We start from the raw sequence: 23,652 nt of genomic DNA on the forward strand, positions 1-23,652 counted from the left end.
GTGGATCAGGGGGCTGAGAGGACCGCGTGTTGGACGAAGAATTCGGCGCAATTGTAGACTGGGCGATCTTTTCGCGCACCCGGACCGAGCTCGGACCGGGCTTCGTTCGCATTCTCGGCTATTTTCGCGAGGACGGCGAAAAGTCCGTGGCGCGGATCGAGGACGCGATGCAGCGCCGCGATTCGACCGGGCTCGTCATTCCCGCCCACACGCTCAAATCGGAAGCGCGCCAGTTCGGCGCCGAGCCGCTCGGTGAGCTGGCCGAGGAAATCGAGTTCGCCGCCCGCCGCGCGGTCGAATCGCGCATCTTCCCGGACGAATTGATCCCCCGCGTCACGCGGCTGCGTGCGCTCTACCAGCGGACGATGGAACTGTTCGACAAGGAGATCAATCCGCTCGCCCAGCGCCGCCCCGCCTTCGGCCGCGCCGGCGCCAACAACCAGGATTTCGGCCGGATCTGAGCCTGACGCTCAGGCCGCCGCCGGCTCCCGCCGCATCGGCTGGAGCGCCCCGCGGGCGAGGCTGCGCCAGAGCCATTCGAACGGTCCGTAGCGATAGCGGTCGAGCCACGGCTTCGACCACAGCAGCATCAACGCCCACATCGCGATCACGACCGGCCACAGTCCGACGCGGCTGAGCGCGCCGAACCAGCCGAGGCCGTAGCCGTAGAACAAGGTCGTCATGACCAGGCTGGTGCCAAGATAGTTGGTGAAGGCCGCGCGACCGGCAGCGGCGACGCGGTCGACCAGCGCGCCGCCGCGCCGGGTCAGCAGGACGATCAGCGCCGCGGTTGCGGCGATCATCACCGGGCGGAGCAGGATCGTCGCCGTGTTCGACAAGGCGAAAAGTAAAGCCAGCCCGAAGCCGTCGCGGATCAGCAACCAGACCAGAAGCGCATAAGCGGGGATGCCCATGGCGAAGCCGGCGACGGCGACGCGGCGATAGGCTCGGTCGCTCCACGCGCCGGTCAGGAATCCGGTCTTGAGCGCGGCCATGCCGAACAGCATGTAGCCGAGCGTCTCCCAGCCGGTCAGAAAGAGCGAGACGAGCGGTGTCGTCAGCTCCTCGGTCAGGCGATGGGCGAGGATGCCGCCATAGCCGCCGCGATAGGTTGCAAGCGTTTCGGCCAGGGCGTCCGCGGAGGGCGCCGCGAGGTCGGCCTTCACGCTCGCCCAGGCCTGGATCGCCTCCGCGCTCGCCCCCGGCGCCGCCGCAGCCGCGCCGGCCTGGAAGAGCGTCGTGCTGATCAGGGCGTAGAGGAGGAACTGGAAGGCGACTAAGCCCAGGCCCAGGCCAATAAGGGTGCGCGGCGCAGCCTGGTGGAAGAACCAGGCGAGCATCCCGACGACCGCATAAAGCGCGAGAATGTCGCCCGACCAGATCAGGTAGAAATGAATGAGCCCGAAGGCGAGCAGCCAAACCATGCGCCGGAAATGGATGGCGTCGCCGCGCTCGCCGGCCCGCTCCAGCACCAGCAAGGTGCTCGCGCCGAACAGGAAGGAGAAGAGTCCGCGCATCTTGCCGTCGATCAGCACGAAGCTGAAGATCCACGAGCCAAGGTCGGCGCCGCTCTCCATGCCGTAGGCGAGCGGGTTCGTGTAGGCCTGGAAGGGCATCGCGAACATCACGACGTTCATCGCGAGGATGCCCATCACCGCGACGCCGCGCACGATGTCGAGCGTCGCGATGCGCGGGGCAGGGGCCGCGCTGTTCATCGCGCGGTCTCGCTCGAACGGAACTCCTGCGCGGGAGGATATCGCCGGCAGGAGGACCGCAAGGGGCGGATCAGCCCTCGATCGGCTGGGACTGGAGCTGGATGTAGTTCTGCAGGCCCATCAACTGGATCATCTCGAGTTGCTTCTCGAGATTGTCGACATGCTCCTCCTCGTTGGCGAGGATCTCGGCGAACAGGTCGCGGCTGACATAGTCCCGTTTGCTCTCGCAATATTCGATCGCGTTGCGCAGCTGGATGCAGGCCTCGCGCTCGAGCTCGAGGTCGGAGCGGAGCACCTCTTCGACATTCTCGCCGACGCGCAGCCGGCCGAGCATCTGGAAGTTGGGCAGGCCTTCGAGGAAGAGAATGCGCTCCGACAGCCGGTCGGCATGCTTCATCTCGTCGATCGATTCCTCGCGCTCATAGGCGGCGAGACGGCTCACCCCCCAATTGTCGAGCATGCGATAGTGCAGCCAATATTGATTGACTGCGGTGAGCTCGTTCTTGAGCGCCTCGTTGAGAAATTCGAGGACCTTGTCGTCGCCCTTCATTGGGACCTCCTATTTTGGAGATACCTACAAGTTCCGGGCGGGAATTTCACCCTAAAAAATGGCGGAAAACCGGGAAAAATTCGCAAATGAGAATGCTAAGCGGTCGCACGCTCGGCGGCTATGATCTGCCGCGCGAACGGAAAACACTGGCCGCACTTGGCGCGACGGCCGAGCGTCGCATAGGCGCTGGACGGGCAGCCCGCGCCATCGCGGCAGGCCTTCCGCACGTCATTTTCCCGGATCGCATTGCAAACGCAGACAATCATGCCGCTCGTCTCCCTGACGAATCGTCAATAGCGCTAATGCGAACCACTCGCAATACACTATCGACGGTCCTTGCGGATGACGAGCTTCAGGCCGGACCATGTGGCATCAACGGCACACACTTTGACGTCGACCAGGCCGAGCGGGAGGGCCACGTTGCGAATCACATCCTCGGTCATGTCGGTCGGCATCCTGGCCGCTTTCTTAGGCCAGGAGATCCAGAGGAAGCCGGGAGGCGCGAGCAAGGGCAGCAGGCGGGAGATCGCGTCCTCGAGCGCGGCGCGGCTCGTCACGAAGACGTGCGCCGCGTCGATCGGCGCGACCGGCGTCGGCAGCAGATCGAGCACGAAGCCTTCGCGTTCGATCTCGGCCCGCACGGTCGCGGGAATGCCTTCCCACCATGTCCGCAGGCCGTCCTTCAGCGACAGCTTGCGCGCCAGGGGAGTCCCGGAATAGCCGGCGGAAGGAGCTTCATCCATGCTCCCTCCTTATTCCCCGGCGGGTTCCTTCGCCAGTTCAGCCGACTGCGGGTTCGCCGCGCATCAGGTTCGGGAAGAAGCCTTCATGGGCGGCGCGCAGCTCGTCCAGCGGCACAGTGCGGCCGGCGCCCGTGATGGCCTTGCCGCCGGTGGTGCCGATGCGGGTCATCGGGAAGCCCGCGGCCTGGATCGTCTCGGCGTTGCGGCTGGTGACGACGTAGCGACCCTGGTCCTCGCCGAAGGCGGTGGCGTGGTCGCCAAGCTGCTCCAGCGTGGCGCCGATATCGCCGGCGAGCGCCATCTCCGCAACCGCGACCAGCAGGCCGCCGTCGGACACGTCGTGCACCGCCGTCACCTTGCCCTCGGCAATGAGCGTGCGCACGAACTCGGCAGCTTTGCGCTCCCTGGCCAGATCGACTGGCGGCGGCGGGCCTTCCTCGCGGCCGGCAATCTCGCGCAGCCACAGCGACTGGCCGAGATGGCCGCGGGTCTCGCCGATCACGAAGATCGCCTCGCCTTCGTCCTTGAAGGCGATGGTGGCGGAGCTGCTCCAGTCGGCAAGCAGGCCGATGCCGCCGATCGCGGGCGTGGGCAGGATCGCGCTGCCGCCGCCGGTCGCCTTGGATTCGTTGTAGAGGCTGACGTTGCCCGACACGATCGGGAAGTCGAGCGCCAGGCAGGCTTCGCTCATGCCGTCGAGGCAGCCGACGATCTGACCCATGATCTCGGGCCGCTGCGGGTTGGCGAAGTTGAGGCAGTTGGTGATCGCGAGCGGCGTCGCGCCGACCGCGCTCAGGTTGCGATAGCATTCGGCCACCGCCTGCTTGCCGCCCTCATAGGGGTCGGCATAGCAATAACGCGGCGTACAGTCGGTGCTGATTGCGATCGCCTTGTCGGTCTCGTGGACGCGGACCACGGCGGCGTCGCCGCCCGGGCGCTGGACCGTGTCGGCGCCGACCATGTGGTCATATTGCTCCCAGATCCAGCGGCGGCTGGCGAGATCGGGCGAGCCCATCAGGGCGACGAGATTGTCGCCGATGTCGCCCTGCGGCGCGACCGGGCCGAGCGGCGCCGGTTTGGGCGTCGGCACGTGCGGCCGGTCGTAGAGCGGCGCGTCGTCGGCGAGCGGGGCGAGCGGAATGTCGCAGACCGTCTCGCCGTTATACTTCAGCACCATATGGCCGGTGTCGGTGACCGTGCCGATCACGGCGAAATCGAGTTCCCACTTGCGGAAGATCGCCTCGGCGAAATCCTCGCGGCCGGGCTTCAGCACCATGAGCATGCGCTCCTGGCTCTCCGACAGCATCATCTCGTAGGGCGTCATGCCCTCTTCGCGGCAGGGGACGGCGTTCATGTCGAGCTCGATGCCGACGCCGCCCTTGGAGGCCATTTCCACCGAGGAGGAGGTGAGGCCGGCCGCGCCCATGTCCTGGATGGCGACGATCGCGTCCGAGGCCATCAGCTCAAGGCAGGCCTCGATGAGAAGCTTCTCGGTGAACGGATCGCCGACCTGCACGGTCGGGCGCTTCTCCTCCGAATCCTCGGAGAAGTCGGCCGAGGCCATGGTCGCGCCGTGGATGCCGTCGCGGCCGGTCTTGGAGCCGACATAGACGATCGAGTTGCCGAGACCCGAGGCGGCCGAATAGAAAATCTTGTCGGTGTTGGCCAAGCCGACCGTCATCGCGTTGACGAGGATGTTGCCGTCATAGGCGCGGTGGAAATTGACCTCGCCGCCGACCGTCGGCACGCCGACGCAATTGCCGTAGCCGCCGATGCCCGAGACGACGCCCGCGATCAGGTGGCGCATCTTCGGGTGGTCGGGCCGGCCGAAGCGCAACGCGTTCATGTTGGCGATCGGGCGCGCGCCCATGGTGAAGACGTCGCGCAGGATGCCGCCGACGCCGGTCGCGGCGCCCTGGTACGGCTCGATGTAGGAGGGGTGGTTGTGGCTCTCCATCTTGAAAATGGCGGCCTGACCGTCGCCGATATCGACCACGCCGGCATTCTCGCCGGGGCCGCAGATCACCTGCGGACCGGTCGTCGGCAGCTTCTTCAGGTGGAGGCGCGAGCTCTTGTACGAGCAATGCTCGGACCACATGACCGAGAAGATGCCGAGCTCCGTGAGGTTCGGCTCACGCCCCATGGCGTGGAGCACGCGCTCATATTCTTCCGGGGACAGGCCGTGTTCGGCGACGATTTCGGGCGTGATCTTGGATTCGGTCATGGCGCGCTCCCTAGCGGGGCAGATCGAGCTTGTCCAAACTGGCTTTCGCGGTTGCGCGACTCCGCGACGAGGCAGAGGATGCGGCAGTCCGAAAAGCGAGGGAGGATCCGATGAGCGTGAACCCGATTCCGCACGGCTATCACAGCGTGACGCCCTATCTCATCGTCGACGGGGCGGCGAAGGCGATCGATTTCTATTGCGAGGCGTTCGGCGCGACCGAGGTGCTGCGGCTGCCGATGGGCCCCGACAAGCTGGCCCATGCCGAGATCAAGATCGGCGATTCCCATGTCATGCTGTCGGACGAATGGCCGCACATGAACATGCTCGGGCCGCAGAAGCGCGGCGGGACCACGGCGAGCCTGATGATCTATGTGACCGACGTCGACCTTGCTTATGCCCGTGCTCTGCGGGCCGGCGCGACTGAGGAGCGGCCGGTGGAGGACCAGTTCTGGGGCGACCGGATGGGGACCCTGATCGATCCGTTCGGCCACCGCTGGACGCTCGCCACCCATATCGAGGACGTGTCGGAGGACGAGATGCAGCGTCGCATGGCGGCGATGCCGGAGATGGCCGAGGCCTGATCGGCGCCGCCATCAAAAAGGCCGGCGGGAGAAGCTCCGGCCGGCCTTTGAAAAGGTTGTGGTGAGAAGGATCAGGCCTTGCAGCTCTGGGTACCCTTGCCCGGCGCGGTGTAGGTCACCTCGGTGCCGTTGCCGCTGAGCGAATAGCCCTCGGCGACATAGGCTTCGCCGGCCGCCGGGGCGGTCAGCGTGGTCTTCGGACCGGCGCGCTCGGCGCCGACATGGACCGTGTTGTTGGTGTAGAAGTCCGCATAGAACAGGCTGTTGTCCTTGCAGCGGTAGGTGCGGCTCGCCTGGATCGCGGGCGGCAGCTCGACCGGCTTGGCCTTGGCGAGCGCTTTCGCCTGCGGATCCGAGGCGTTCCCGGTAATCGTTTCAGGCTCGCTGCCGCAGGCGGCGAGGGAGAGAAGAGCCGCGACCGAGGCGGCTGCGAGGATACGATTCTTGTGCATGATGGCCCCCCTTCGCGAGCGCAGCATCTCGCGTCAAGAATTTTGTTAACGGTTTTCAGGATCCCAAACCAGCCCGTTTCGACCAGGGGCGGCGGGGGTTCGACAAGCGCCCACGCCTGGTTTAAGGTCCGCGCCGCTTATGGGACGTATCGAAGATAGCCTGCGCGGATCCCAACGGGTCCGTATCGGCCTTACCGGACTGGCGTTTGTCTTCGTCCTCGTGCTGCTGGGCGCAGTGTTCAGCAGCCCCAGCGAGGAGCAGCCGATCACCGCCAATATGATCGAGATGGGCGGCGACGGCATCGCTGCACAGCAGGCCGAGCCCAAGGAACCGTTGGCCGAGCTGGGCGTAGCGCCCGGCAATGCGGACACCAACATGGCCGGCAACGCCGGGGCCGATTCCAACAATCGATAGGGCGCACGTCGCGAAGGCGATGGTCGGCGCGGCCTGCTTTGCCGCGGCCGAGCTGCTCGTCACGCTCGCCCTCGGCCGCTTCTTCGACTGGGGGCGGGCCGAAGCGCTTCTCTTCTTCGCCTTCCGGCCGTGGCTGCTGCTGATGGCCGCGGCGGCGGTTGGCGGCTGGCCCTGGCGCCGCCGCTTGTTTTTCTACACGCTGGCGCTGGTGCTTGCGGCGGCGGGCGAAAGCCTGTTCCTGCTGAGTCTCGGGGCAACCGAGCCGTGGGCGGAGATGCTGCGCGGGCTCGCCGGCGGCGCCTTGCTCGCGCTGGCGTTCGACCTGGTCATTCAAGCGCTCCTGCGGCTGTCGCGCTGGGGCCGGTGGCTCGGCGCGGCGACGATCGGGGCGCTGCTGCTCGTTCCCGGAAGCCTCCGGCCCTACGAGTCTCTTGTCCTGGCCGAGACCGCGCGCCGGCCCGATCCGGCCCGGCCCGAACTGATGCTGATGACGGCGCTGCCGATCGTCTGGGGGGAAGGCGGCGCCTTCGATCCGTCCTCGCGCCCCGCTCTGGCCTATCGGATGCTGGAGGAAGAATTCAGGGTCCGTCCGCTCGACCTGCTCGACGACAAGGAACTGGCCAGGGGGCGCCTGCTGCTGCTCGCTCAGCCGCGGGTGCTGGCGCCGCAGGAACTGGTCGCGCTCGACGCGTGGATCCGCGGCGGCGGACGGGCGCTCATCCTCGCCGATCCCCTGTTGGTCTGGCCGTCCGACCTGCCGCTGGGCGACAGCCGGCGGCCGCCGCCGACGTCGTGGCTCGGGCCGCTGCTCGGCCATTGGGGGCTGCGGCTCGATCGACCCTCGGCTCGGGACCTCGTCGTGCGCGACCTGGCGAGCGGGCGTCGGCTCACTCTGGCAGCGCCGGGTAGCTTCGTGCGCGAGCGCGGCGACTGCATTGTGGCTCCCGACCGACTCACGGCGCGCTGCCCGCTCGGGCGAGGTGCGGCGTGGCTGGTCGCCGACGCGGACCTGCTGCGGGACGCGCTCTGGGCGGGGCCGGGGCAGGGGCAGCGCCACGAACGCCTTGCCGACAACCCGCTCGTCCTTGCCGACTGGCTCGACGGACTGGCCGGCCTGAAGCGCGAGCGCCTTGCCGGGGACGTTCAATGGCTTCGCGCCGACCCCGGCCAAGTCCCGACTCTGCTTCTCGGTCTGCTTCCGGCCGTGCTGGCCCTGATTGCGGCGTTCTTAGCGGCGCGACTCCGGCACGGTTAATTCGCCTTAACTTTGAACAGACTTATCCACAGGCTTGTCCCGCGTGAACTTCTTGCGAACATCGTGTAGAACAAACCATGAATACACAGGTATTTTCCACAGTTGGGCATGAAATCCCCACGTACGGCATGAAAACCCCTTCCATCCCTAACTCCATGCTGTTATCCACTGGCCTGTAAAGATCGGGGCAAATTCCTGTTGGCCAGGTGAGTCACGCGGCAACGCAACTGCGTTTCCGTGAACGGGGGAGCTCCGACCTTTCGAGGGCGGATGAGCGTGGAACTGGAACATCTCTTCAACGGAAGCGCATTGAGCGCGGTGGACGCCAAGGGGCGTCTGTCGGTGCCGGCGTTCATCCGTGGGGTGGTGGAGCGCCGCTCGGACGCCAAGGCGATCGTGATCGGCATGCACGAGGTGTCGCCCTGCCTCAACGCCTACGATCGCGGCTACGCCAAGATCCTCTACGCCGAAAATGAGCGCCGCCGCCTCGCCGAAGAGGCCGCCGGCGCCGATCTGGCCGCGCACCACGCCCGCGCGCGCCGCACCTTCGGCCTTACCGAGGACGTTCCTTACGACACCAGCGGCCGGATCATCCTGCCGCCGATGATGCGCCGCAAGGGGCAGATCGAGGATCTGGCCTTGTTCGTCGGTATCGGCGGCACCTTCGAGATCTGGAATCCAAAGCTCGCGCTCGAGAGCGCCGACGAGGATCTGCGCGATCTCGCCGCCTACCGGCTCGAAGAAAAGGGGATCGCGCTGTGAGTGCGGCCCAGGCTTCCGCCCCGCACGTCCCCGTCCTGCTCGACGAGGTGATTGCCGGCCTCGCGCCGGGCGAAGGCGAGATTCATGTCGACGGCACCTTCGGGGCCGGCGGCTACACCAAGGCTATACTGGACACCGGTGCGCGAGTGTTTGCGTTCGATCGCGACCCGGATGCCATCCGCGAGGGTAGTGGGCTCGTGGATGAGAGCGGGGGCCGCCTGACGCTTGTTCCGGAGCGTTTTTCCCGGATGCGTCAGGCGCTCGCTGCCCGCGGCGTGAGTGAAGTCGACGGCGTCACGCTCGACATCGGCGTATCTTCGATGCAGCTCGACAGGGCAGAGCGCGGCTTTTCCTTCCAGTCCGACGGTCCGCTCGACATGCGGATGAGCCGGGAAGGACAGAGCGCCGCCGACTTCGTCAACCAGGCCGACGAAGAAGAGATTGCCGACATCCTCTACCATTATGGCGAGGAGCCGAAGTCGCGCCGCGTCGCCCGCGCGATCGTGGCCGCGCGCCCGATCGAGCGCACCGGCCAGCTTGCGGACGTGGTGCGAAAGGCGCTCGGCCATCATGCCGGCATGAAGAAGGACCCGGCGACCCGGACCTTCCAGGCGATCCGCATCCATTTGAACGAAGAAATGCAGGAGCTCGAGGGCGGGCTCGAGGCGGCCGAACAGGTGCTGAAGCCCGGCGGCCGCCTCGCAGTCGTCACCTTCCACAGCCTCGAGGACCGCATTGTGAAGCGCTTCCTGCGCGCGCGCAGCGGCTCGGTCCCGGCCGGATCGCGCCATCTCCCCGTGCAGCAGGACAAGGGTCCGGCGCCGACGTTCGATGCGGTCGCGAAGGCCGTCCGCGCGGGCGACGCCGAGTTGAAGGCCAACCCCCGCGCCCGCTCCGCCACTTTGCGGGTCGCCCGCCGCACACCTGCCCCCGCCTGGTCCGAAGGAACGACGTCATGATTACCCAGGGTTTCAAGCCGGTCGGATGGGTCGCCGCCGTCGCCAGCGCCGCCCTTGGTTGCTACATGCTGTCGCTCAACGTCGCTTCGGAGCGCGCCGAGCTGGCGAGCCTCGAGCGCCGCATCATCGCGACCAAGCGGGAAATCCGGACGCTGCAGACCGAGCTCGGCACGCGCGGCCGCCTCGCACAGCTCGACCAGTGGAATGCGGACGTGCTGGCTCTGTCGGCGCCGACGTCGTCGCAGTTCCTCGAGGACGAGTTCATGCTCGCCCGCTTCGACCGCCACGACAAGACTGTCGCCGAGCGCGCCCCGGTGCAGATGGCGGCGATGGAAGCGCCCAAGCCCGCCGAGCGGCCGGCCGTGAAGATGGCCGCGGCCGAGATCGAGGATAGCCGGGAAGCGCGTCCGATGATCCAGCGCGCCGCCTACGTTCCGACCGATGACCGGCCGTTCAAGCCGATCAAGGCCGCCGCGTCGGCGCCAACGCCGGCGCCGGTCAAGCTCGCTGCCGCCAAGCCGGCCAAGGCCGCGCCTGTGGCCGAAAAGAAGTCGGGGCTGCTCGACGACCGGCTGATCGCGGAGATCGGCGTCGCCGCGCGCAGCGAGAGGAAATCGGCGGGTACCGGCGGACAATGACCGCGATCGCAGCGCAGGCACGAACGGCGAAGCAGGGAGGCCAGCGGCAGGAGTCGCTGGCCCTTACCTATCAGCGCCTGATGCTCGTCATGCTGGTGTTCGCCGGCGTCACTTTCATGATCGCCTCGCGGCTCATCTATCTCCAGATCTTCACCGAGCGCAGCGTCGCCTCGATCGGCAATCCGCTGCTGCCCGCGCGCGGCGACATGGTCGACCGCAACGGCGTGCCTCTGGCGCGGACCATCGACGCCTGGTCGATCGCCGTCCATCCGTCCAAGCTGCTCGGCGATCCGGATGAGCTGGCAGTGAAGCTCCACGAGCTGATGGATGAGCGGAGCGTCGCCGAATATAAAGCGATCCTGACCTCGGGTAAGAATTTCGTTTATCTCAACCGCCGCGCCATGCCGGACCTCGTCGCCGCCGCCAACGCGCTCGGCGAGCCGGCGATCGTCTTCGACCGCGAGCCCGAACGCCTCTATCCGCAGACCGGCATGGCCGGGCACATTCTCGGCTGGACCGATTTCGACGGCCAGGGCGTCAGCGGCATGGAGAAGGTGCTGAACGACCGGCTGACCGACCCGAACACGCGCGGCACGCCGATCGCGCTTTCGATCGACAGCCGCGTCCAGGCCGCGATGGAGAGCGAGCTTGGCGCGGCAATGGTCAAGCACAGCGCGGAGGGCGCCACCGGGATCGTGCTCGACGTCAAGACCGGCGAGGTGATCGCGCTCTCCTCCTTTCCGACTTTCAATCCCAACGCGACCGGCAAGGCCTCCCCCGACGCCCTGTTCAACCGCGCGACGATGGGCGTCTACGAGCTCGGCTCGACGTTCAAGCCGATCACCGTCGCCGCGGCGATGGAGGCCGGCGTGGTTAAGTCGCCCGCCCAACGCTACCAGTCGGGCGCGCCGATCCAGATCGGACGCTTCCGCATCCGTGACGACCATCCGATTCCGGGCTCGGCCAATATCGTCCAGACTTTGGTCAAATCGTCGAACATCGTCACCGCCCGGATCGCCGACCAGATGGGCGCCGAGCGGATGCAGGCGGCGTTCCGTGCGCTTGGGTTCCACGAGGCCGCCCATATCGAGCTCGAAAAAGGCCGCCCGATCTTCCCGCGCGAATGGAGCCGCGCCACCGTTCTCACCAGCGGCTACGGCCACGGCCTCGCCGTCACCCCGCTCCACCTCGCCACCGCTTATGCGGCGCTGGTCAACGGCGGCATCTGGCGTCCCGCGACCCTGCTCAAGGTCAACAAGGCGCCCGAAGGCCGCCGCGTCTATTCGGAGGCGACCAGCCGTCAGCTGCGCCAGATGCTGCGCATGATCGTGGTGGAAGGCACCGGCCGGAAAGGCGAAGCGCCCGGTTTCCGCGTTGGAGGCAAGACCGGCACGGCTGAAAAGACGTCGTCGGGCGGCTATTCGAGAAAGGTGAACGTCTCGACTTTCGCCGCCGCATTCCCGATGGACGACCCGCGCTATGTCGTGATCACCATGCTCGACGCGCCCAAGGGCACGGCCGACACGTTCGGCTTCACAACCGCTGCCTGGACGGCTGCCCCTGTCGTCTCGAAGGTGATCTCGCGCACCGGGCCCTTGCTCGGCGTGATCCCGAGCGACACGCGCGACATCGACCTCTCCAGCATAATGGCCCTGGTGGGCAAGTCCAAGGCACCCTGATGCGGCTTGGGGCACTGATCGGCGGCAACGACGAATCCATTGTAACCGGCTTTGCCATCGATCACCGCAAGGTGGCGCCCGGCACCGTGTTCGGCGCCTTTGCCGGCGCCCGCTTCAACGGCGAGGATTTCATCGCCGACGCGGTGGAGGCCGGCGCCGTGGCCGTGGTCGCTCGGCCCGAGGCGTCCGTCACGGGTGCGGCCCATGTCGCGGCGGCCGAGCCGCGCCAGGCCTTCGCCCAGCTCGCGGCGCGCTTTTTCAAGCCGTTTCCGGAGACGGTGATCGCGGTCACCGGCACCAACGGCAAGACCTCTAATGTCGAGATGACCCGCCAATTGTGGCGCATGGCCGGCCACCCGTCCGCCTCGATCGGCACGCTCGGAGTCACCACCGCCGACGAGCAGGTCACGACCGGCCTCACCACGCCGGACATCGTCACCTTCCTCTCCAACATGGCCGGGCTCGAGCGGATGGGAATCACCCATGCCGCCTTCGAAGCATCGAGCCACGGCCTCGCCCAGTATCGCACCGAAGGCCTCCCGGTGCAGGCGGCCGCCTTTACCAATTTCACCCGCGACCATCTCGACTATCACGGCACGATGGAGGCCTATTTCGAGGCCAAGATGCGGCTCTTCACCGAAGTGGTGGAGGGGGACGGCACCGCCGTGATCTGGATGGACGATCCCAAGTCCGCCAAAGTGCTGGCGATCTGCGAGCTGCGCGGCCTGCGCGTCCTCACCGTCGGCGCGAACGGCGAGACGCTGAAGCTGGTTGGCCGCGAGACCAGCCAGCTCGGCCAGACGCTGACGGTCGAGGCCGAGGGCAAGACCCACAAGGTCAAGATCCCGCTGATCGGCGCCTATCAGGCCGCCAACACGCTGACTGCGGCGGGCCTCGTCCTCGCGACCGGCGGCGAACTTGGCCAGACGCTCGCCAATCTCGGTCGTGTCCAGCCGGTCCGTGGCCGTCTCGAGCGTGCGGTCATCACCCGCGCCGGCGCCCCCGTCTATGTCGATTACGCCCATACGGCCGATGCCTTGGTCTCGGCGATCGAGGCGCTGCGCCCGCATGCGCGCGGCCGCCTGATCACCGTGTTCGGCGCGGGCGGCGACCGCGACGTCGGCAAGCGCCCTGAAATGGGCGAAGTCGCCGCGCGCATGTCCGATCTCGCCATCGTCACCGACGACAATCCGCGCAGCGAGGATCCGGCCGCAATCCGCCGCGACATCTTGGCCGGCGCGCCGGCCGCGATCGAAGTGCCGGGGCGGCGCGAGGCGATCGCTTACGCGGTCGCCGAGGCCGGCAGCGACGACATCATCCTGCTCGCCGGCAAGGGCCACGAGCAGGGCCAGATCATCGGCGACCGCGTGCTGCCGTTCGACGACGTCAGCGTCGCCCGCGAGTGCGCCGCATGAGCCCGCTCTGGACCGCGCAGGAAATCGCCGACGCGACCGGCGGCGAAGTCCAGGGCGATTTCGTCGCGAACGGAGTCGCCTTCGATTCCCGCGAGATCGTGGAGGGCGACCTTTTCGTCGCGATGAAGGGCGAGGCCACCGACGGCCATCTCTTCCTCGACAAGGCGTACGGCCAGGGCGCTGCCGGCGCGCTCGTCAGCGAAGCGGCCGGGCGTCCGCATGTCCGTGTGGCCGATACCACCAAGGCGCTCGACGATCTCGGCCGCGGCGCGCGCGCGCGCAGCGAGGCGCGCATCGCGGGCGTAACCGGTTCGGTCGGCAAGACCGGCACCAAGGAAGCCCTGTTCGCCGCGCTAGACCGCTGCGCACCGGGCCGTGCGCACCGCTCGGTCAAGAGCTACAACAACCATACCGGCGTGCCGCTGTCGCTCGCGCGCATGCCGCGCGAAGCGCGCTTCGGCATCTTCGAAATGGGCATGAATCATGCCGGCGAGCTCGCGGCGCTGACGCAACTGGTTCGGCCCCATGTCGCGATCGTCACCGCGATCGCACCGGCCCACCGCGCCTTCTTCAAGTCCGACGAGGACATTGCCGACGCCAAGGGCGAAATCTTCCAGGGGCTGGAAGAAGGGGGCAGCGCGCTGATCCCGTTCGACAGTCCCCATCGCGACCGGCTACTCGCGGCGGCGCGCCCTTATGCGGCCAATGTCCTGACCTTTGGCCTCGGCGAGGGCGCCGACATCTGTGCCCGCGACGTCGTCGCCCGGCGCGAGGGCGGCACGATCATGACGGCGCTGCTTCCGGGCGGCGTCGATCTCACCTTCACTTTGTCGCAGCCCGGCGAGCATTGGGTCTCCAACGCGCTCGCCGTGATGGGCGCGGTCCAGGCCATGGGCGGCGATCTTGCGGCCGCCGGGCTCGCTCTGGCCGACATGGCCGGGCTCAAGGGCCGCGGCGAACGCCACCGCATCGCGGCAGGCGAGGGCGAAGCGCTGCTGATCGACGAAAGCTACAACGCCAACCCATCGTCGATGCGCGCGACGCTGAAGACGCTCGGCGGCGAAATGGTGTCCGGCCGGCGCATCGCCGTCCTTGGCGCGATGCGCGAGCTCGGCGACACGTCCGACGATTTCCACGCCGGCCTGGCCGAGCCGATCGAAGCGGCCGGCGTCGCGCATGTGGTGCTGGTCGGCGACGAGATGGCGCCGCTGGCGAAAGCGCTTGGAAACAGGGTGGAAATAAAGCATGTGGCGGACGCGTCCGCGGCTCTTGAGTCCGTCCGGGGCTTGATCGGAGCCGGCGACGCGATACTCGTCAAGGGTTCGAATTCTGTAGGACTTGCCGCCGTCGTCGAGGCGCTGGCGGGCAGGAAAAGCTGATGTTTCTATTCATTGCCGAGCAGCTGGATTTCGCAGGGATTCTCAATCTCTTCCGCTACATCACGTTCCGCGCCGGCGGCGCCGTCGCCACGGCGCTGATCCTCGGCCTGCTGATCGGTCCGAAATTCATCGGCTGGCTGCGCATCCGCCAGGGCAAGGGACAGCCGATCCGCGAGGACGGCCCGCAGACCCACCTCGCCAAGCGCGGCACGCCGACCATGGGCGGGCTTATGATCCTGACCTCGGTCGCGGTCGCGATGATTCTGTGGATGGACTTCGGCAATCCCTATCTGTGGGCCTGCCTGTTCATCACGGTCGGCTTCGGCCTGATCGGTTTCCTCGACGATTACGACAAGGTCACCAAGCGCAGCCACAAGGGCGTCTCCGGCAAGGTTCGCCTGCTCGCCGAATTCCTGGTCGCGGGCGTCGGTTGCTGGGTCATCCTCCAGGGCACTGGCACCGATCTCTACATCCCCTTCTTCCAGGGTCCGGTCGTCGATATCGGGCCGGTCGCCTATCTGATCTTCGCCTCGTTCGTGGTCGTCGGGGCGGGTAACGCCGTCAATCTCACCGACGGGCTCGACGGCCTCGCGACCATGCCCGTGGCGATCGCCAGCATCGCCTTCCTGATCATCTCCTATCTGGTCGGCAACGCGGTCTTCGCCGAATATCTCGGCATCCCGCACGTGCTCGGCGTCGGCGACCTCGCCGTTTTGTGCATGGCGATCGTGGGCGCCTGCCTCGCCTTCCTCTGGTTCAACGCGCCCCCGGCCGCGGTCTTCATGGGCGATACCGGCAGCCTCGCTTTGGGCGGCGCGCTCGGCGCGATCGCGGTCGCGACCCAGCATGAGATCGTGCTCGCCATCATCGGCGGCCTGTTCGTGCTGGAGGCGGCCTCGGTGATCATCCAGGTCTTCTTCTACAAGCGCACCGGCAAGCGCGTCTTCAAGATGGCGCCGATCCACCACCATTTCGAGCAGATGGGCTGGTCCGAGCCGACCGTCGTCATCCGCTTCTGGATCATCAGCTTCGTGCTCGCGCTGGCGGGCCTTGCCACGCTCAAGCTGAGATGATCGCGAGCGACGCCTTCAGAGACAAAAGCTACGCGGTCCTTGGCCTTGCCCGATCGGGCCTTGCGACGGTGGAAGCGCTCGCCGCCAGCGGCGCCAGCATCATGGCCTGGGACACGCGCGCGGACGCGCGGGCGGCGGTGGAAGGCAAGGCGCGCATCGCCGATCCGCTGACAACCGCGCTCTACGGCTTTGCCGGCGTGGTCGTCTCGCCCGGCGTGCCTTTGAATCGCCACCCGATCGCCGAGCGCGCGCGGCAGGCGAAGGTGCCGGTGATCGGCGACATCGAACTGTTCGCGCAGGCGCGCCCGTCGCTGCCGCCGCACAAGGTGGTCGGCATTACGGGCACGAACGGGAAATCGACGACGACCGCGCTCATTCATCACATCGTGAAGAGCGCCGGCCTGCCGACGACGATGGGCGGCAATATCGGCGCGCCGATCCTGGGACAGGACCCGTTGCCGGAAGGTGGCGTCTACGTGCTCGAGCTTTCCTCCTACCAGATCGACCTCACCCGGAGCCTCGACTGCGACGTCTCGGTGCTGCTCAACGTCAGCCCGGATCATCTCGACCGTTACGACGGCATCGATGATTATGCCGCGTCCAAGGCGCGGCTGTTCGCGATGCAGTCGCCCGACCATGTCGCGGTCGTCGCCACCGAGGACGATTACACGCGGGCCATTGCCGGCCAGCTGACCGGCGAGCGCATCCTGGTCTCGTCCGAGGACGTCCGCGACCAGTCGCAATGGCCTTCGCTGCAAGGGCCGCACAACGCGCAGAACGTGGCCGCCGCCGTGGCCGCCGCGCAGGCACTGGGCGTGGCGACCGAGGTGATTGCCGAGGCGCTGCGCACCTATCCCGGCCTGCCGCACCGCATGGAGCGGGTCGCCGAGCGGGAGGGCGTGCTGTTCGTCAACGACAGCAAGGCGACCAACCCGACCTCGACCGCGCCGGCCCTGGGCGCCTATCCGGCGGTCCACTGGATTCTCGGCGGCCTGCCCAAGTCCGACGATCTCGACGCCTGCGAGCCGTTCCTCGGCCATGTGAAGGCGGCCTACACGATCGGCGAGGCCGGCCCGCTGTTCGCGCGCCTGCTGGAAGGGAAGGTCCCGGTCAGCGAGAGCGGCAATCTGGCCGATGCCGTCGCGGCCGCTGCGCGCGCCGCCGCGCCGGGCGAGGTCGTATTGCTTTCGCCTGCCTGTGCATCGTTCGACCAGTTCAAGGATTATGAAGCGCGAGGCGACGCGTTTCGCGCCGCGGTGGAGGCCCTGGCATGAGCCTTGTCGACGGCGCAAAATCGACCCGCAAGGCGATGGCCAACCGCCTCGGCCGTTCCGACCGCAGCGCGCTCGGCCGCTGGTTCTGGGAAATCGACCGCGTCCTTTTGCTGCTCGTGGCGGTGCTGATCTCGATCGGCCTGATCGCGGTCGCCGCGGCCTCGCCGGCGGCAGCGCAGCGTTATTCGGGCGGCGACTTCAGTTACGCCCCGCTCCATTATTTCTATCGGCAGCTCGTCTGGATCATCGCCGCGGTGCCGGTGATGATCGGCGTCTCGATGCTGCCCAAGGCGACCGCCCGGCGGCTGTGCCTGGTGGGGGCGGTTGTCTTCACTGGCTTCCTGGTGCTGGTGCCGTTCGTCGGCAACGAGGTGAACGGCGCCCGGCGTTGGCTCGGCTTCGGCTTCGCCCAGTTCCAGCCGTCCGAATTTCTGAAGCCGATGTTTATCGTCTCGATCGCGTGGATCCTGTCGCTGCGGCAGCAGGACCTCAACCTGCCGGTCGTGCCGCTCACGGCGGTGCTGACCGGCCTTGTCGCCCTGCTCCTGATGCAGCAGCCCAATTTCGGCGAGACCGTGATCTTCGCGGCGGCCTGGGTGATGCTGCTGACGCTGGCCGGCGTGCCGATGCGCTTCCTGATCCTCCTCGGCCTCGCTGCAGTGGTCGGGGTCGTACTGGCCTATTTCTTCTATCCGGTGGCGAATGACCGCATCAACGCCTTCCTGTTCGGCGGAGGCGGGGATACCGACACCTACCAGACCGACAGCGCATTGCGCACATTGACCTCGGGCGGCCTGTTCGGGACCGGTCCCGGCGGCGGCACCCGCAAGTTCAATCTGCCCGAGCCGCATACCGACTACATCTTCTCGGTGATCGGCGAGGAGTTCGGCATGGTCGCCTGCATGGCGATCGCGATCCTCTATCTGGTCATCGTCGCGCGCGTGCTGATCCGGCTGCTGCACGAGGAGGACATGTTCCTGGTGCTGGCGACCGCCGGCTTGGTGTGCCAATTCGGGCTGCAGGCGCTGATCAACATGGCGGTCAACGTCCAGCTCGCCCCGTCCAAGGGCATGACTTTGCCGTTCATTTCCTACGGCGGCTCGTCGATGGTGGCGCTGTCGATCGGCATGGGATTGCTGCTCGCCTTCACGCGGCGAAACCCCTATCTGCACCGCTCTCCCTATGTCGTGAAATGGAGCGGGCGCTCATGAGCAGTTTCCGGGTATCGCGCCACTATGTCCTCGCTGCCGGCGGTACCGGCGGCCATATGATCCCCGCCCATGCGCTGGCGGAGGAGCTGACCGCGCGCGGCCATCGCGTCGCGCTCATCACCGACGATCGCGGCGCCCGCATCCCGGGCCTGTTCGAAGGCACCCAGGTCCATATCCTGCCGGCCGGGCGCCTCGCCGGCGGCCCGATCGGCTGGCTGAAGGCGGCGCGCGCCATCCTCACCGGCCGGGCGATGGCCTCGCGCCTCTACGAGACCTTCCGGCCCTCGGCCGTGATCGGCTTCGGCGGCTATCCGGCGCTGCCGGCTTTGCTCGCCGCCCGGCGCGATGGCATCCCGACCCTGGTCCACGAGCAGAATGCCGTGCTCGGCCGCGTCAACCGCCTCGTCGCCACGAAGGTCGATGCGATCGCGACCGCTTATCCCGAGATCCAGCGGCTGCCGGCGGCGCAGAAGGGCAAGGTCCATCTCGTCGGCAATCCGGTCCGCGACGAGGTGCTGGCGCTGCGCGACCAGCCCTTCCCCAAGCTCGCCGAGGACGGCGTGTTCCGCGTGCTCGTCACCGGCGGCAGCCAGGGCGCGACGATCCTCTCCAGCGTGGTGCCCGACGGGCTCGCTTTGCTGCCCGAGCATTTCCGACGCCGCTTGCAGGTGACGCAGCAATGCCGGGCCGAGGATATCGAGGAAGTGCGCGCCCGCTATGCCGCGCTCGGCATACCGGCCGATCTCGCAACTTATATGCCAGATTTGCCCGAGCGGCTCGCCTGGTCGCACCTCGTCATCGCCCGCGCCGGCGCCTCGACCATCGCCGAGCTCACCGCTGCCGGGCGACCGGCGATCCTGATCCCGCTGCCGAGCGCGACCGACGACCACCAGACCTACAATGCGCGCGAGATGGCCAAGGCCGGCGGCGCGCGGATGATCGCGCAGAAGGATTTCACGCCGGTGGAGCTGGCCAAGCAGATGCAGAAACTGGGCCTGGAGCCCGCCGCCTTGGCCAATGCCGCCGAGCGCGCCCGCGCCGTCGGCCGGCCTGACGCCGCGAAGGACCTTGCCGATCTCGTCGAGCGCTCGGGCCGGCAGTCCGGCGCTGGGCTCGAGGAAATCAGCGGCGCGGCGCTCCGGGGCGCGCGCGCATGAGGGGCGTCGGCACCGACATCGGCACCATCCATTTCGTCGGCATCGGCGGCATCGGCATGTCCGGCATCGCCGAAGTGATGCACATATTGGGCTACAAGGTGCAGGGCTCGGACGTCACCGAGGGCTATGTCGTCGAGGGCCTGCGCAAGCAGGGCATTGCCGTGATGATCGGCCACCGGCCCGAGAACGTCGCCGAAGCCGCGGTCGTCGTCACCTCGAGCGCGATCAAGCGCGACAATCCCGAGGTCGAATATGCGCTAGAGCGCCGCATCCCCGTGGTGCGGCGGGCCGAGATGCTGGCCGAGCTGATGCGGCTCAAATCGACCGTCGCCATCGCCGGCACGCACGGCAAGACCACGACGACGTCGATGGTCGCGGCGCTACTCGATGCGGGAGGGATCGATCCCACCGTCATCAACGGCGGCATCATCAACGCCTACGGGTCGAACGCCCGGCTCGGCAAATCCGACTGGATGGTGGTCGAGGCCGACGAGAGCGACGGCAGCTTCCTGCGCCTCGACGGCACGATCGCGGTCGTGACCAATATCGATCCCGAGCATCTCGACCATTACGGCAATTTCGACAAGGCCAAGGACGCCTATGTCGAGTTCGTCGAGAACGTGCCTTTTTACGGCGCGGCTCTGCTCTGCGTCGACCATCCCGAGGTGCAGGCGATCATCCCGCGCCTGCAAGACCGCCGCGTCGTCACCTACGGCTTTGCGGCTCTCGCCGATCTGCGCGCCGACAATGTGACGCCGATAGCCGGCGGCAACCGCTTCGACGTTTCGGTCCGCAACCGCGCCGGCGACATCCGCACGATCGCCGACGTCGAACTGCCCATGCCGGGCCGCCACAATGTCCAGAACGCGCTCGCCGCGATCGGGGTCGCGATCGAGCTTGGCATCCCTGACGACGTCATCGCCAAGGGCTTCGAGAAGTTCCACGGCGTCAAACGCCGCTTCACCAATGTCGGCGTGATCGAAGGCGTCACCATCATCGACGATTACGGCCACCATCCGGTCGAGATCAAAGCCGTCCTCGCCGCCGCCCGCGAAGGCGCGCAGGGCAGGGTGATCGCCGTCGTCCAGCCGCACCGCTTCACGCGCCTCCGCGACTTGATGGAGGAGTTTCAGGGCGCCTTCAACGACGCCGACATCGTCTATGTCGCCCCGGTCTACACCGCCGGCGAGGAGCCGATCGACGGCGTCGACGCCGAGGCGCTTGTCAGCGGCCTCAAGCAGCGCGGCCACCGCGCGGTCAGCAAGGTCGAGGGGCCGGACGATCTCGCCCGGCAATTGCGCGACGTCGCCGGCCGCGGCGACATGGTGATCTGCCTCGGCGCTGGCGACATCACCAAATGGGCGGCCGGCCTCGCCGAAGGCATCAAGCAGTCGAGGCTCGCCAAATGAGCGTCGCCACTTTGCCCCGCGTCCGCGGCCGTCTGACGCCCGATGCGCCGCTCGCGCCTTTGGTGTGGTTCAAGGCGGGCGGCACCGCGCAATGGCTGTTCGAGCCCGCCGATGTCGAGGATCTTGCGGCCTTCCTCGCCGATCTCGATCCGGCGCTGCCGGTGCTCGGCCTCGGTCTTGGTTCGAACCTGATCGTCCGCGACGGCGGCGTCCCGGGCGTCGTGGTCCGCCTCGGCAAGCCTTTCGCCAAGGTCGAGCGCGTCGATCCCACGACGGTCCGGTGCGGCGGCGGCGCCAGCGGCATCCTCGTCTCGTCGACCGCCCGCGACGCCGGCATTGCCGGGCTCGAATTCCTGCGCTCCATTCCTGGCACGGTCGGCGGGTTCGTGCGCATGAACGGCGGCGCCTATGGCCGCGAGGTGAAGGACATCCTCGTCGAGTGCGACGTCGTCCTGCGCTCCGGCGAGCGCAAGACGCTGCCGCTTGGCGACCTCGGCTACATCTATCGCCACAGCGAGTTGCCCGAAGGCAGCATCGTCGTCGCCGCGACCTTCCGCGGCCATGCCGGCGATCCCGCCGCGATCCAGGCCGAGATGGACCGGATCGCCGCCGAGCGCGAGGCGAGCCAGCCTTTGCGGAGCCGCACCGGCGGCTCGACCTTCAAGAACCCGCCGGGCACCAAGGCCTGGAAGCTGGTCGACGAAGCCGGCTGTCGCGGGCTGACCGTCGGCGACGCGCAGGTCTCGGAGAAGCATTGCAACTTCCTCCTCAACCTCGGCAGCGCGAGCGCTGCGGACATCGAGGGGCTGGGCGAGGAAGTGCGGCGCCGGGTGCGCGAGCATGCCGGGATCGAGCTCGAATGGGAAATCCAGCGGGTGGGCACGAAGGTGAGGAATGAGCGTGGTTGAGAAGCTTCATGTCGCGGTCCTGATGGGCGGTCTTTCGGCCGAGCGGGACGTGTCGCTGTCCAGCGGCGCTGGCGTCGCCGATGCGCTCGAGAGCCTCGGCCACCGCGTCACCCGCATCGACATGGGCCGCGACGTCGCCCAGAAGCTCACCGAGGCCAATCCCGACGTGGTGTTCAACGCGCTCCACGGCACGCCCGGCGAGGACGGCACCGTCCAGGGCATGATGGACCTGATGGGCCTGAAATATACCCATAGCGGCCTCGTCACATCGGTGATCGCGATCGACAAGGAACTCACCAAGCAGGCGCTGGTGCCGCACGGCATCCGCATGCCCGGCGGCCATATCGTCGAGAGCGAGAGCCTTTATGCCAGCGACCCGATGGCGCGTCCCTATGTTCTGAAGCCGGTCAACGAAGGGTCGTCGGTCGGCGTCGCCATCGTCACGGACGAAGGCAATTACGGCAACCCGATCGGCCGCGATGTCGAGGGGCCGTGGCAGCATTTCGACCGCTTGCTCGCCGAGCCCTTCATCCGCGGCCGCGAGCTTACCGCCGCGGTGCTGGGAGACGAGGCATTGGCGGTCACCGAGCTGCGTCCCAAGTCCGGCTTCTACGATTACGATTCCAAATATACCGACGGCATGACCGAGCATGTCTGCCCGGCCGAGATTCCCGACGATGTGCGCGACGCGGCGCTGGCGATGGCGCTGGAGGCGCATCGTTTGCTCGGCTGCAAGGGCACCTCGCGCTCCGACTTCCGCTGGGACGACGAGAAGGGCGTAGAAGGCCTCTTCCTGCTCGAAGTGAACACGCAGCCCGGCATGACGCCGCTCAGCCTAGTGCCGGAGCAGGCCAAATATCGCGGCATGAGCTATGCCGAGCTGGTCCAGCGGATCGTCGAGGAGGCCCTATGAGCGCACGCATCGCGCGCGGCTCGTCCGCGGCGAAGTCCAGGCCCAAGGCCAAGCCGACCGCCCGCGGCAAGAGCCGCAAGAAGCAGCCGGGCATGTTCGACGCGCTTCCCGTGGCGCCCGAGACGATCCGGCGCATCAGCCTGTGGATTTTCGGCGGCATGATCGTCGCGCTCACTTTGGCGATCGGCGTCGCAATGCAGGTCCCGCAGATGATCGGCACGGCGATCGGCCAGAGCGTCGGCGACGCGGGCTTCGAGGTGAAGCGCGTCGAGATCAAGGGCCTCAACCGGATGGAGCGTCTGCCCGTCTATGCGGTCGCGCTCGATCAGGATTCGATGGCGATGCCGCTCGTCGATCTGGACGGCACGCGCGAGAAGTTGCTGCGCTTCGGCTGGGTGCGCGACGCGCGCGTCTCGCGCCGCTGGCCCGATACCCTGGTCGTCGACGTGGTCGAGCGCCAGCCCGCTGCGATCTGGCAGAACAACCAGCAACTGGCATTGATCGACCGCGAAGGCGTGCTGCTGGAGCAGGTTCGGCTGGAGGCGATGCCCGATCTGCCGCTGGTCATCGGCCCGGCCGCCAACCGACATGTCAACGAGTTCGAGGCCCTGTTCGAGGCCACGCCGCAACTGAAGCCGATGCTGGCCGGCGCGACCTGGATCGGCGGCCGCCGCTGGGACATCCGCTTCCAATCGGGCGAAGTGCTTGCGCTGCCCGAAGGGCCGGCGGCGGCGCAGAAGGCGCTCGCCCATTTCGCTCGGATGGACAAGGCGACGCAATTGCTCGGCCGCGGCCTCGTGCGCTTCGACATGCGCATCCCCGGCAAGATCATCGTGCGCGTCTCCGACGAGCCCGGCAGCACCGTGCCGAAATTCGACCCCGCGGCGGAAGCTCCGGGCAGCGCCGGCGTCGATCCGGCGACGACGATATGAGGACCCGC

The 23,652-nt window shown here is 67.5% G+C and carries 24 protein-coding genes; 18 read left to right on the plus strand and 6 right to left on the minus strand.

Going from position 1 to position 23,652, the window contains the following annotated elements:
• Positions 1 to 29 precede the first annotated feature (29 nt).
• Positions 30 to 461 (plus strand): Hpt domain-containing protein, encoded by a 432-nt coding sequence (locus tag SH591_RS13150; RefSeq protein ID WP_324749510.1) that lies wholly within the window; start codon positions 30 to 32, stop codon positions 459 to 461.
• 9 nt (positions 462 to 470) lie between these two features.
• Here the strand turns inward: SH591_RS13150 and SH591_RS13155 are convergent, their stop codons facing one another.
• From SH591_RS13155 to purL, 5 genes are all read right to left on the minus strand, one after another.
• Positions 471 to 1,715, minus strand: coding sequence for a DUF418 domain-containing protein (locus tag SH591_RS13155; RefSeq protein ID WP_324749511.1), 1,245 nt, complete (start codon positions 1,713 to 1,715; stop codon positions 471 to 473).
• Positions 1,716 to 1,785: 70 nt separating this feature from the next.
• On the minus strand, positions 1,786 to 2,265 hold the full coding sequence (gene bfr, locus SH591_RS13160) for a bacterioferritin (protein WP_324749512.1): 480 nt from the start codon (positions 2,263 to 2,265) through the stop codon (positions 1,786 to 1,788).
• 95 nt (positions 2,266 to 2,360) lie between these two features.
• Positions 2,361 to 2,531, minus strand: coding sequence for a (2Fe-2S)-binding protein (locus tag SH591_RS13165; protein ID WP_322832713.1), 171 nt, complete (start codon positions 2,529 to 2,531; stop codon positions 2,361 to 2,363).
• 57 nt (positions 2,532 to 2,588) lie between these two features.
• The gene (locus SH591_RS13170; RefSeq protein WP_324749513.1) at positions 2,589 to 3,008 is read right to left on the minus strand and encodes a hypothetical protein; all 420 of its coding nucleotides are present in this window, start codon (positions 3,006 to 3,008) and stop codon (positions 2,589 to 2,591) included.
• A gap of 37 nt (positions 3,009 to 3,045) precedes the next feature.
• Positions 3,046 to 5,232 carry a phosphoribosylformylglycinamidine synthase subunit PurL gene (gene purL / locus SH591_RS13175; RefSeq protein WP_324749514.1) on the minus strand — a complete coding sequence of 729 codons (2,187 nt, stop codon included), beginning with the start codon at positions 5,230 to 5,232 and terminating at the stop codon, positions 3,046 to 3,048.
• A gap of 110 nt (positions 5,233 to 5,342) precedes the next feature.
• On the opposite strand from purL, the gene SH591_RS13180 reads away from it, so the two are divergent.
• On the plus strand, positions 5,343 to 5,813 hold the full coding sequence (locus tag SH591_RS13180; protein WP_324749515.1) for a VOC family protein: 471 nt from the start codon (positions 5,343 to 5,345) through the stop codon (positions 5,811 to 5,813).
• Positions 5,814 to 5,884: 71 nt separating this feature from the next.
• Here the strand turns inward: SH591_RS13180 and SH591_RS13185 are convergent, their stop codons facing one another.
• Complete coding sequence (locus SH591_RS13185; RefSeq protein ID WP_322832717.1) at positions 5,885 to 6,265, minus strand: hypothetical protein; 381 nt, start codon at positions 6,263 to 6,265, stop codon at positions 5,885 to 5,887.
• Between the two features lie 139 nt (positions 6,266 to 6,404).
• On the opposite strand from SH591_RS13185, the gene SH591_RS13190 reads away from it, so the two are divergent.
• The 16 genes from SH591_RS13190 to SH591_RS13265 all read left to right on the plus strand — a co-directional run bounded on the left by SH591_RS13190 (position 6,405) and on the right by SH591_RS13265 (position 23,644).
• The gene (locus SH591_RS13190) at positions 6,405 to 6,680 is read left to right on the plus strand and encodes a hypothetical protein (protein ID WP_322832718.1); all 276 of its coding nucleotides are present in this window, start codon (positions 6,405 to 6,407) and stop codon (positions 6,678 to 6,680) included.
• Complete coding sequence (locus SH591_RS13195) at positions 6,628 to 7,935, plus strand: Gldg family protein (protein ID WP_324749516.1); 1,308 nt, start codon at positions 6,628 to 6,630, stop codon at positions 7,933 to 7,935. The genes SH591_RS13190 and SH591_RS13195 overlap by 53 nt, the downstream gene beginning before the upstream one ends.
• A gap of 270 nt (positions 7,936 to 8,205) precedes the next feature.
• Positions 8,206 to 8,697: a division/cell wall cluster transcriptional repressor MraZ gene (locus SH591_RS13200; protein WP_322832720.1), complete on the plus strand. Its 492-nt coding sequence runs from the start codon at positions 8,206 to 8,208 to the stop codon at positions 8,695 to 8,697.
• The gene (gene rsmH, locus SH591_RS13205; RefSeq protein WP_324749517.1) at positions 8,694 to 9,656 is read left to right on the plus strand and encodes a 16S rRNA (cytosine(1402)-N(4))-methyltransferase RsmH; all 963 of its coding nucleotides are present in this window, start codon (positions 8,694 to 8,696) and stop codon (positions 9,654 to 9,656) included. The genes SH591_RS13200 and rsmH overlap by 4 nt, the downstream gene beginning before the upstream one ends.
• Positions 9,653 to 10,294: a hypothetical protein gene (locus SH591_RS13210; RefSeq protein ID WP_324749518.1), complete on the plus strand. Its 642-nt coding sequence runs from the start codon at positions 9,653 to 9,655 to the stop codon at positions 10,292 to 10,294. The genes rsmH and SH591_RS13210 overlap by 4 nt, the downstream gene beginning before the upstream one ends.
• Positions 10,291 to 11,973: a peptidoglycan D,D-transpeptidase FtsI family protein gene (locus SH591_RS13215; protein WP_324749519.1), complete on the plus strand. Its 1,683-nt coding sequence runs from the start codon at positions 10,291 to 10,293 to the stop codon at positions 11,971 to 11,973. The genes SH591_RS13210 and SH591_RS13215 overlap by 4 nt, the downstream gene beginning before the upstream one ends.
• Positions 11,973 to 13,388, plus strand: a complete 1,416-nt coding sequence (locus SH591_RS13220) for a UDP-N-acetylmuramoyl-L-alanyl-D-glutamate--2,6-diaminopimelate ligase (RefSeq protein WP_324749520.1) — start codon at positions 11,973 to 11,975, stop codon at positions 13,386 to 13,388. Before SH591_RS13215 ends, SH591_RS13220 begins: the two co-directional genes overlap by 1 nt.
• Positions 13,385 to 14,767 (plus strand): UDP-N-acetylmuramoyl-tripeptide--D-alanyl-D-alanine ligase, encoded by a 1,383-nt coding sequence (locus tag SH591_RS13225; protein WP_324749521.1) that lies wholly within the window; start codon positions 13,385 to 13,387, stop codon positions 14,765 to 14,767. The genes SH591_RS13220 and SH591_RS13225 overlap by 4 nt, the downstream gene beginning before the upstream one ends.
• The gene (gene mraY / locus SH591_RS13230) at positions 14,767 to 15,840 is read left to right on the plus strand and encodes a phospho-N-acetylmuramoyl-pentapeptide-transferase (RefSeq protein WP_322832725.1); all 1,074 of its coding nucleotides are present in this window, start codon (positions 14,767 to 14,769) and stop codon (positions 15,838 to 15,840) included. The genes SH591_RS13225 and mraY overlap by 1 nt, the downstream gene beginning before the upstream one ends.
• Positions 15,837 to 17,114, plus strand: coding sequence for a UDP-N-acetylmuramoyl-L-alanine--D-glutamate ligase (murD, locus tag SH591_RS13235; protein WP_324749522.1), 1,278 nt, complete (start codon positions 15,837 to 15,839; stop codon positions 17,112 to 17,114). The genes mraY and murD overlap by 4 nt, the downstream gene beginning before the upstream one ends.
• Complete coding sequence (locus SH591_RS13240; RefSeq protein WP_324749523.1) at positions 17,111 to 18,325, plus strand: FtsW/RodA/SpoVE family cell cycle protein; 1,215 nt, start codon at positions 17,111 to 17,113, stop codon at positions 18,323 to 18,325. Before murD ends, SH591_RS13240 begins: the two co-directional genes overlap by 4 nt.
• Positions 18,322 to 19,482: an undecaprenyldiphospho-muramoylpentapeptide beta-N-acetylglucosaminyltransferase gene (gene murG, locus SH591_RS13245; RefSeq protein WP_324749524.1), complete on the plus strand. Its 1,161-nt coding sequence runs from the start codon at positions 18,322 to 18,324 to the stop codon at positions 19,480 to 19,482. Before SH591_RS13240 ends, murG begins: the two co-directional genes overlap by 4 nt.
• The gene (gene murC, locus SH591_RS13250) at positions 19,479 to 20,891 is read left to right on the plus strand and encodes a UDP-N-acetylmuramate--L-alanine ligase (RefSeq protein ID WP_324749525.1); all 1,413 of its coding nucleotides are present in this window, start codon (positions 19,479 to 19,481) and stop codon (positions 20,889 to 20,891) included. Before murG ends, murC begins: the two co-directional genes overlap by 4 nt.
• Positions 20,888 to 21,799, plus strand: a complete 912-nt coding sequence (gene murB / locus SH591_RS13255; protein WP_324749526.1) for a UDP-N-acetylmuramate dehydrogenase — start codon at positions 20,888 to 20,890, stop codon at positions 21,797 to 21,799. Before murC ends, murB begins: the two co-directional genes overlap by 4 nt.
• 22 nt (positions 21,800 to 21,821) lie before the next feature.
• Positions 21,822 to 22,712, plus strand: a complete 891-nt coding sequence (locus SH591_RS13260; RefSeq protein ID WP_416385242.1) for a D-alanine--D-alanine ligase — start codon at positions 21,822 to 21,824, stop codon at positions 22,710 to 22,712.
• Positions 22,709 to 23,644 carry a cell division protein FtsQ/DivIB gene (locus SH591_RS13265; protein WP_324749529.1) on the plus strand — a complete coding sequence of 312 codons (936 nt, stop codon included), beginning with the start codon at positions 22,709 to 22,711 and terminating at the stop codon, positions 23,642 to 23,644. Before SH591_RS13260 ends, SH591_RS13265 begins: the two co-directional genes overlap by 4 nt.
• The last annotated feature ends 8 nt before the right edge of the window (positions 23,645 to 23,652 follow it).

The sequence above is a fragment of the Sphingomonas sp. LY54 genome, assembly GCF_035594035.1.
Classification (GTDB): Bacteria; Pseudomonadota; Alphaproteobacteria; order Sphingomonadales; family Sphingomonadaceae; genus Allosphingosinicella.

Bases quoted from the DNA above. Each gene is read 5' to 3' on its own strand.
- SH591_RS13155 (WP_324749511.1), bottom strand. From the start codon at position 1,715: ATGAACAGCGCGGCCCCTGCCCCGCGCATCGCGACGCTCGACATCGTG.
- bfr (WP_324749512.1), bottom strand. From the start codon at position 2,265: ATGAAGGGCGACGACAAGGTCCTCGAATTTCTCAACGAGGCGCTCAAG.
- SH591_RS13165 (WP_322832713.1), bottom strand. From the start codon at position 2,531: ATGATTGTCTGCGTTTGCAATGCGATCCGGGAAAATGACGTGCGGAAG.
- SH591_RS13170 (WP_324749513.1), bottom strand. From the start codon at position 3,008: ATGGATGAAGCTCCTTCCGCCGGCTATTCCGGGACTCCCCTGGCGCGC.
- purL (WP_324749514.1), bottom strand. From the start codon at position 5,232: ATGACCGAATCCAAGATCACGCCCGAAATCGTCGCCGAACACGGCCTG.
- SH591_RS13180 (WP_324749515.1), top strand. From the start codon at position 5,343: ATGAGCGTGAACCCGATTCCGCACGGCTATCACAGCGTGACGCCCTAT.
- SH591_RS13185 (WP_322832717.1), bottom strand. From the start codon at position 6,265: ATGCACAAGAATCGTATCCTCGCAGCCGCCTCGGTCGCGGCTCTTCTC.
- SH591_RS13190 (WP_322832718.1), top strand. From the start codon at position 6,405: ATGGGACGTATCGAAGATAGCCTGCGCGGATCCCAACGGGTCCGTATC.
- SH591_RS13195 (WP_324749516.1), top strand. From the start codon at position 6,628: ATGCGGACACCAACATGGCCGGCAACGCCGGGGCCGATTCCAACAATC.
- SH591_RS13200 (WP_322832720.1), top strand. From the start codon at position 8,206: ATGAGCGTGGAACTGGAACATCTCTTCAACGGAAGCGCATTGAGCGCG.
- SH591_RS13210 (WP_324749518.1), top strand. From the start codon at position 9,653: ATGATTACCCAGGGTTTCAAGCCGGTCGGATGGGTCGCCGCCGTCGCC.
- SH591_RS13215 (WP_324749519.1), top strand. From the start codon at position 10,291: ATGACCGCGATCGCAGCGCAGGCACGAACGGCGAAGCAGGGAGGCCAG.
- SH591_RS13220 (WP_324749520.1), top strand. From the start codon at position 11,973: ATGCGGCTTGGGGCACTGATCGGCGGCAACGACGAATCCATTGTAACC.
- SH591_RS13225 (WP_324749521.1), top strand. From the start codon at position 13,385: ATGAGCCCGCTCTGGACCGCGCAGGAAATCGCCGACGCGACCGGCGGC.
- mraY (WP_322832725.1), top strand. From the start codon at position 14,767: ATGTTTCTATTCATTGCCGAGCAGCTGGATTTCGCAGGGATTCTCAAT.
- murD (WP_324749522.1), top strand. From the start codon at position 15,837: ATGATCGCGAGCGACGCCTTCAGAGACAAAAGCTACGCGGTCCTTGGC.
- SH591_RS13240 (WP_324749523.1), top strand. From the start codon at position 17,111: ATGAGCCTTGTCGACGGCGCAAAATCGACCCGCAAGGCGATGGCCAAC.
- murG (WP_324749524.1), top strand. From the start codon at position 18,322: ATGAGCAGTTTCCGGGTATCGCGCCACTATGTCCTCGCTGCCGGCGGT.
- murC (WP_324749525.1), top strand. From the start codon at position 19,479: ATGAGGGGCGTCGGCACCGACATCGGCACCATCCATTTCGTCGGCATC.
- murB (WP_324749526.1), top strand. From the start codon at position 20,888: ATGAGCGTCGCCACTTTGCCCCGCGTCCGCGGCCGTCTGACGCCCGAT.
- SH591_RS13260 (WP_416385242.1), top strand. From the start codon at position 21,822: ATGGGCGGTCTTTCGGCCGAGCGGGACGTGTCGCTGTCCAGCGGCGCT.
- SH591_RS13265 (WP_324749529.1), top strand. From the start codon at position 22,709: ATGAGCGCACGCATCGCGCGCGGCTCGTCCGCGGCGAAGTCCAGGCCC.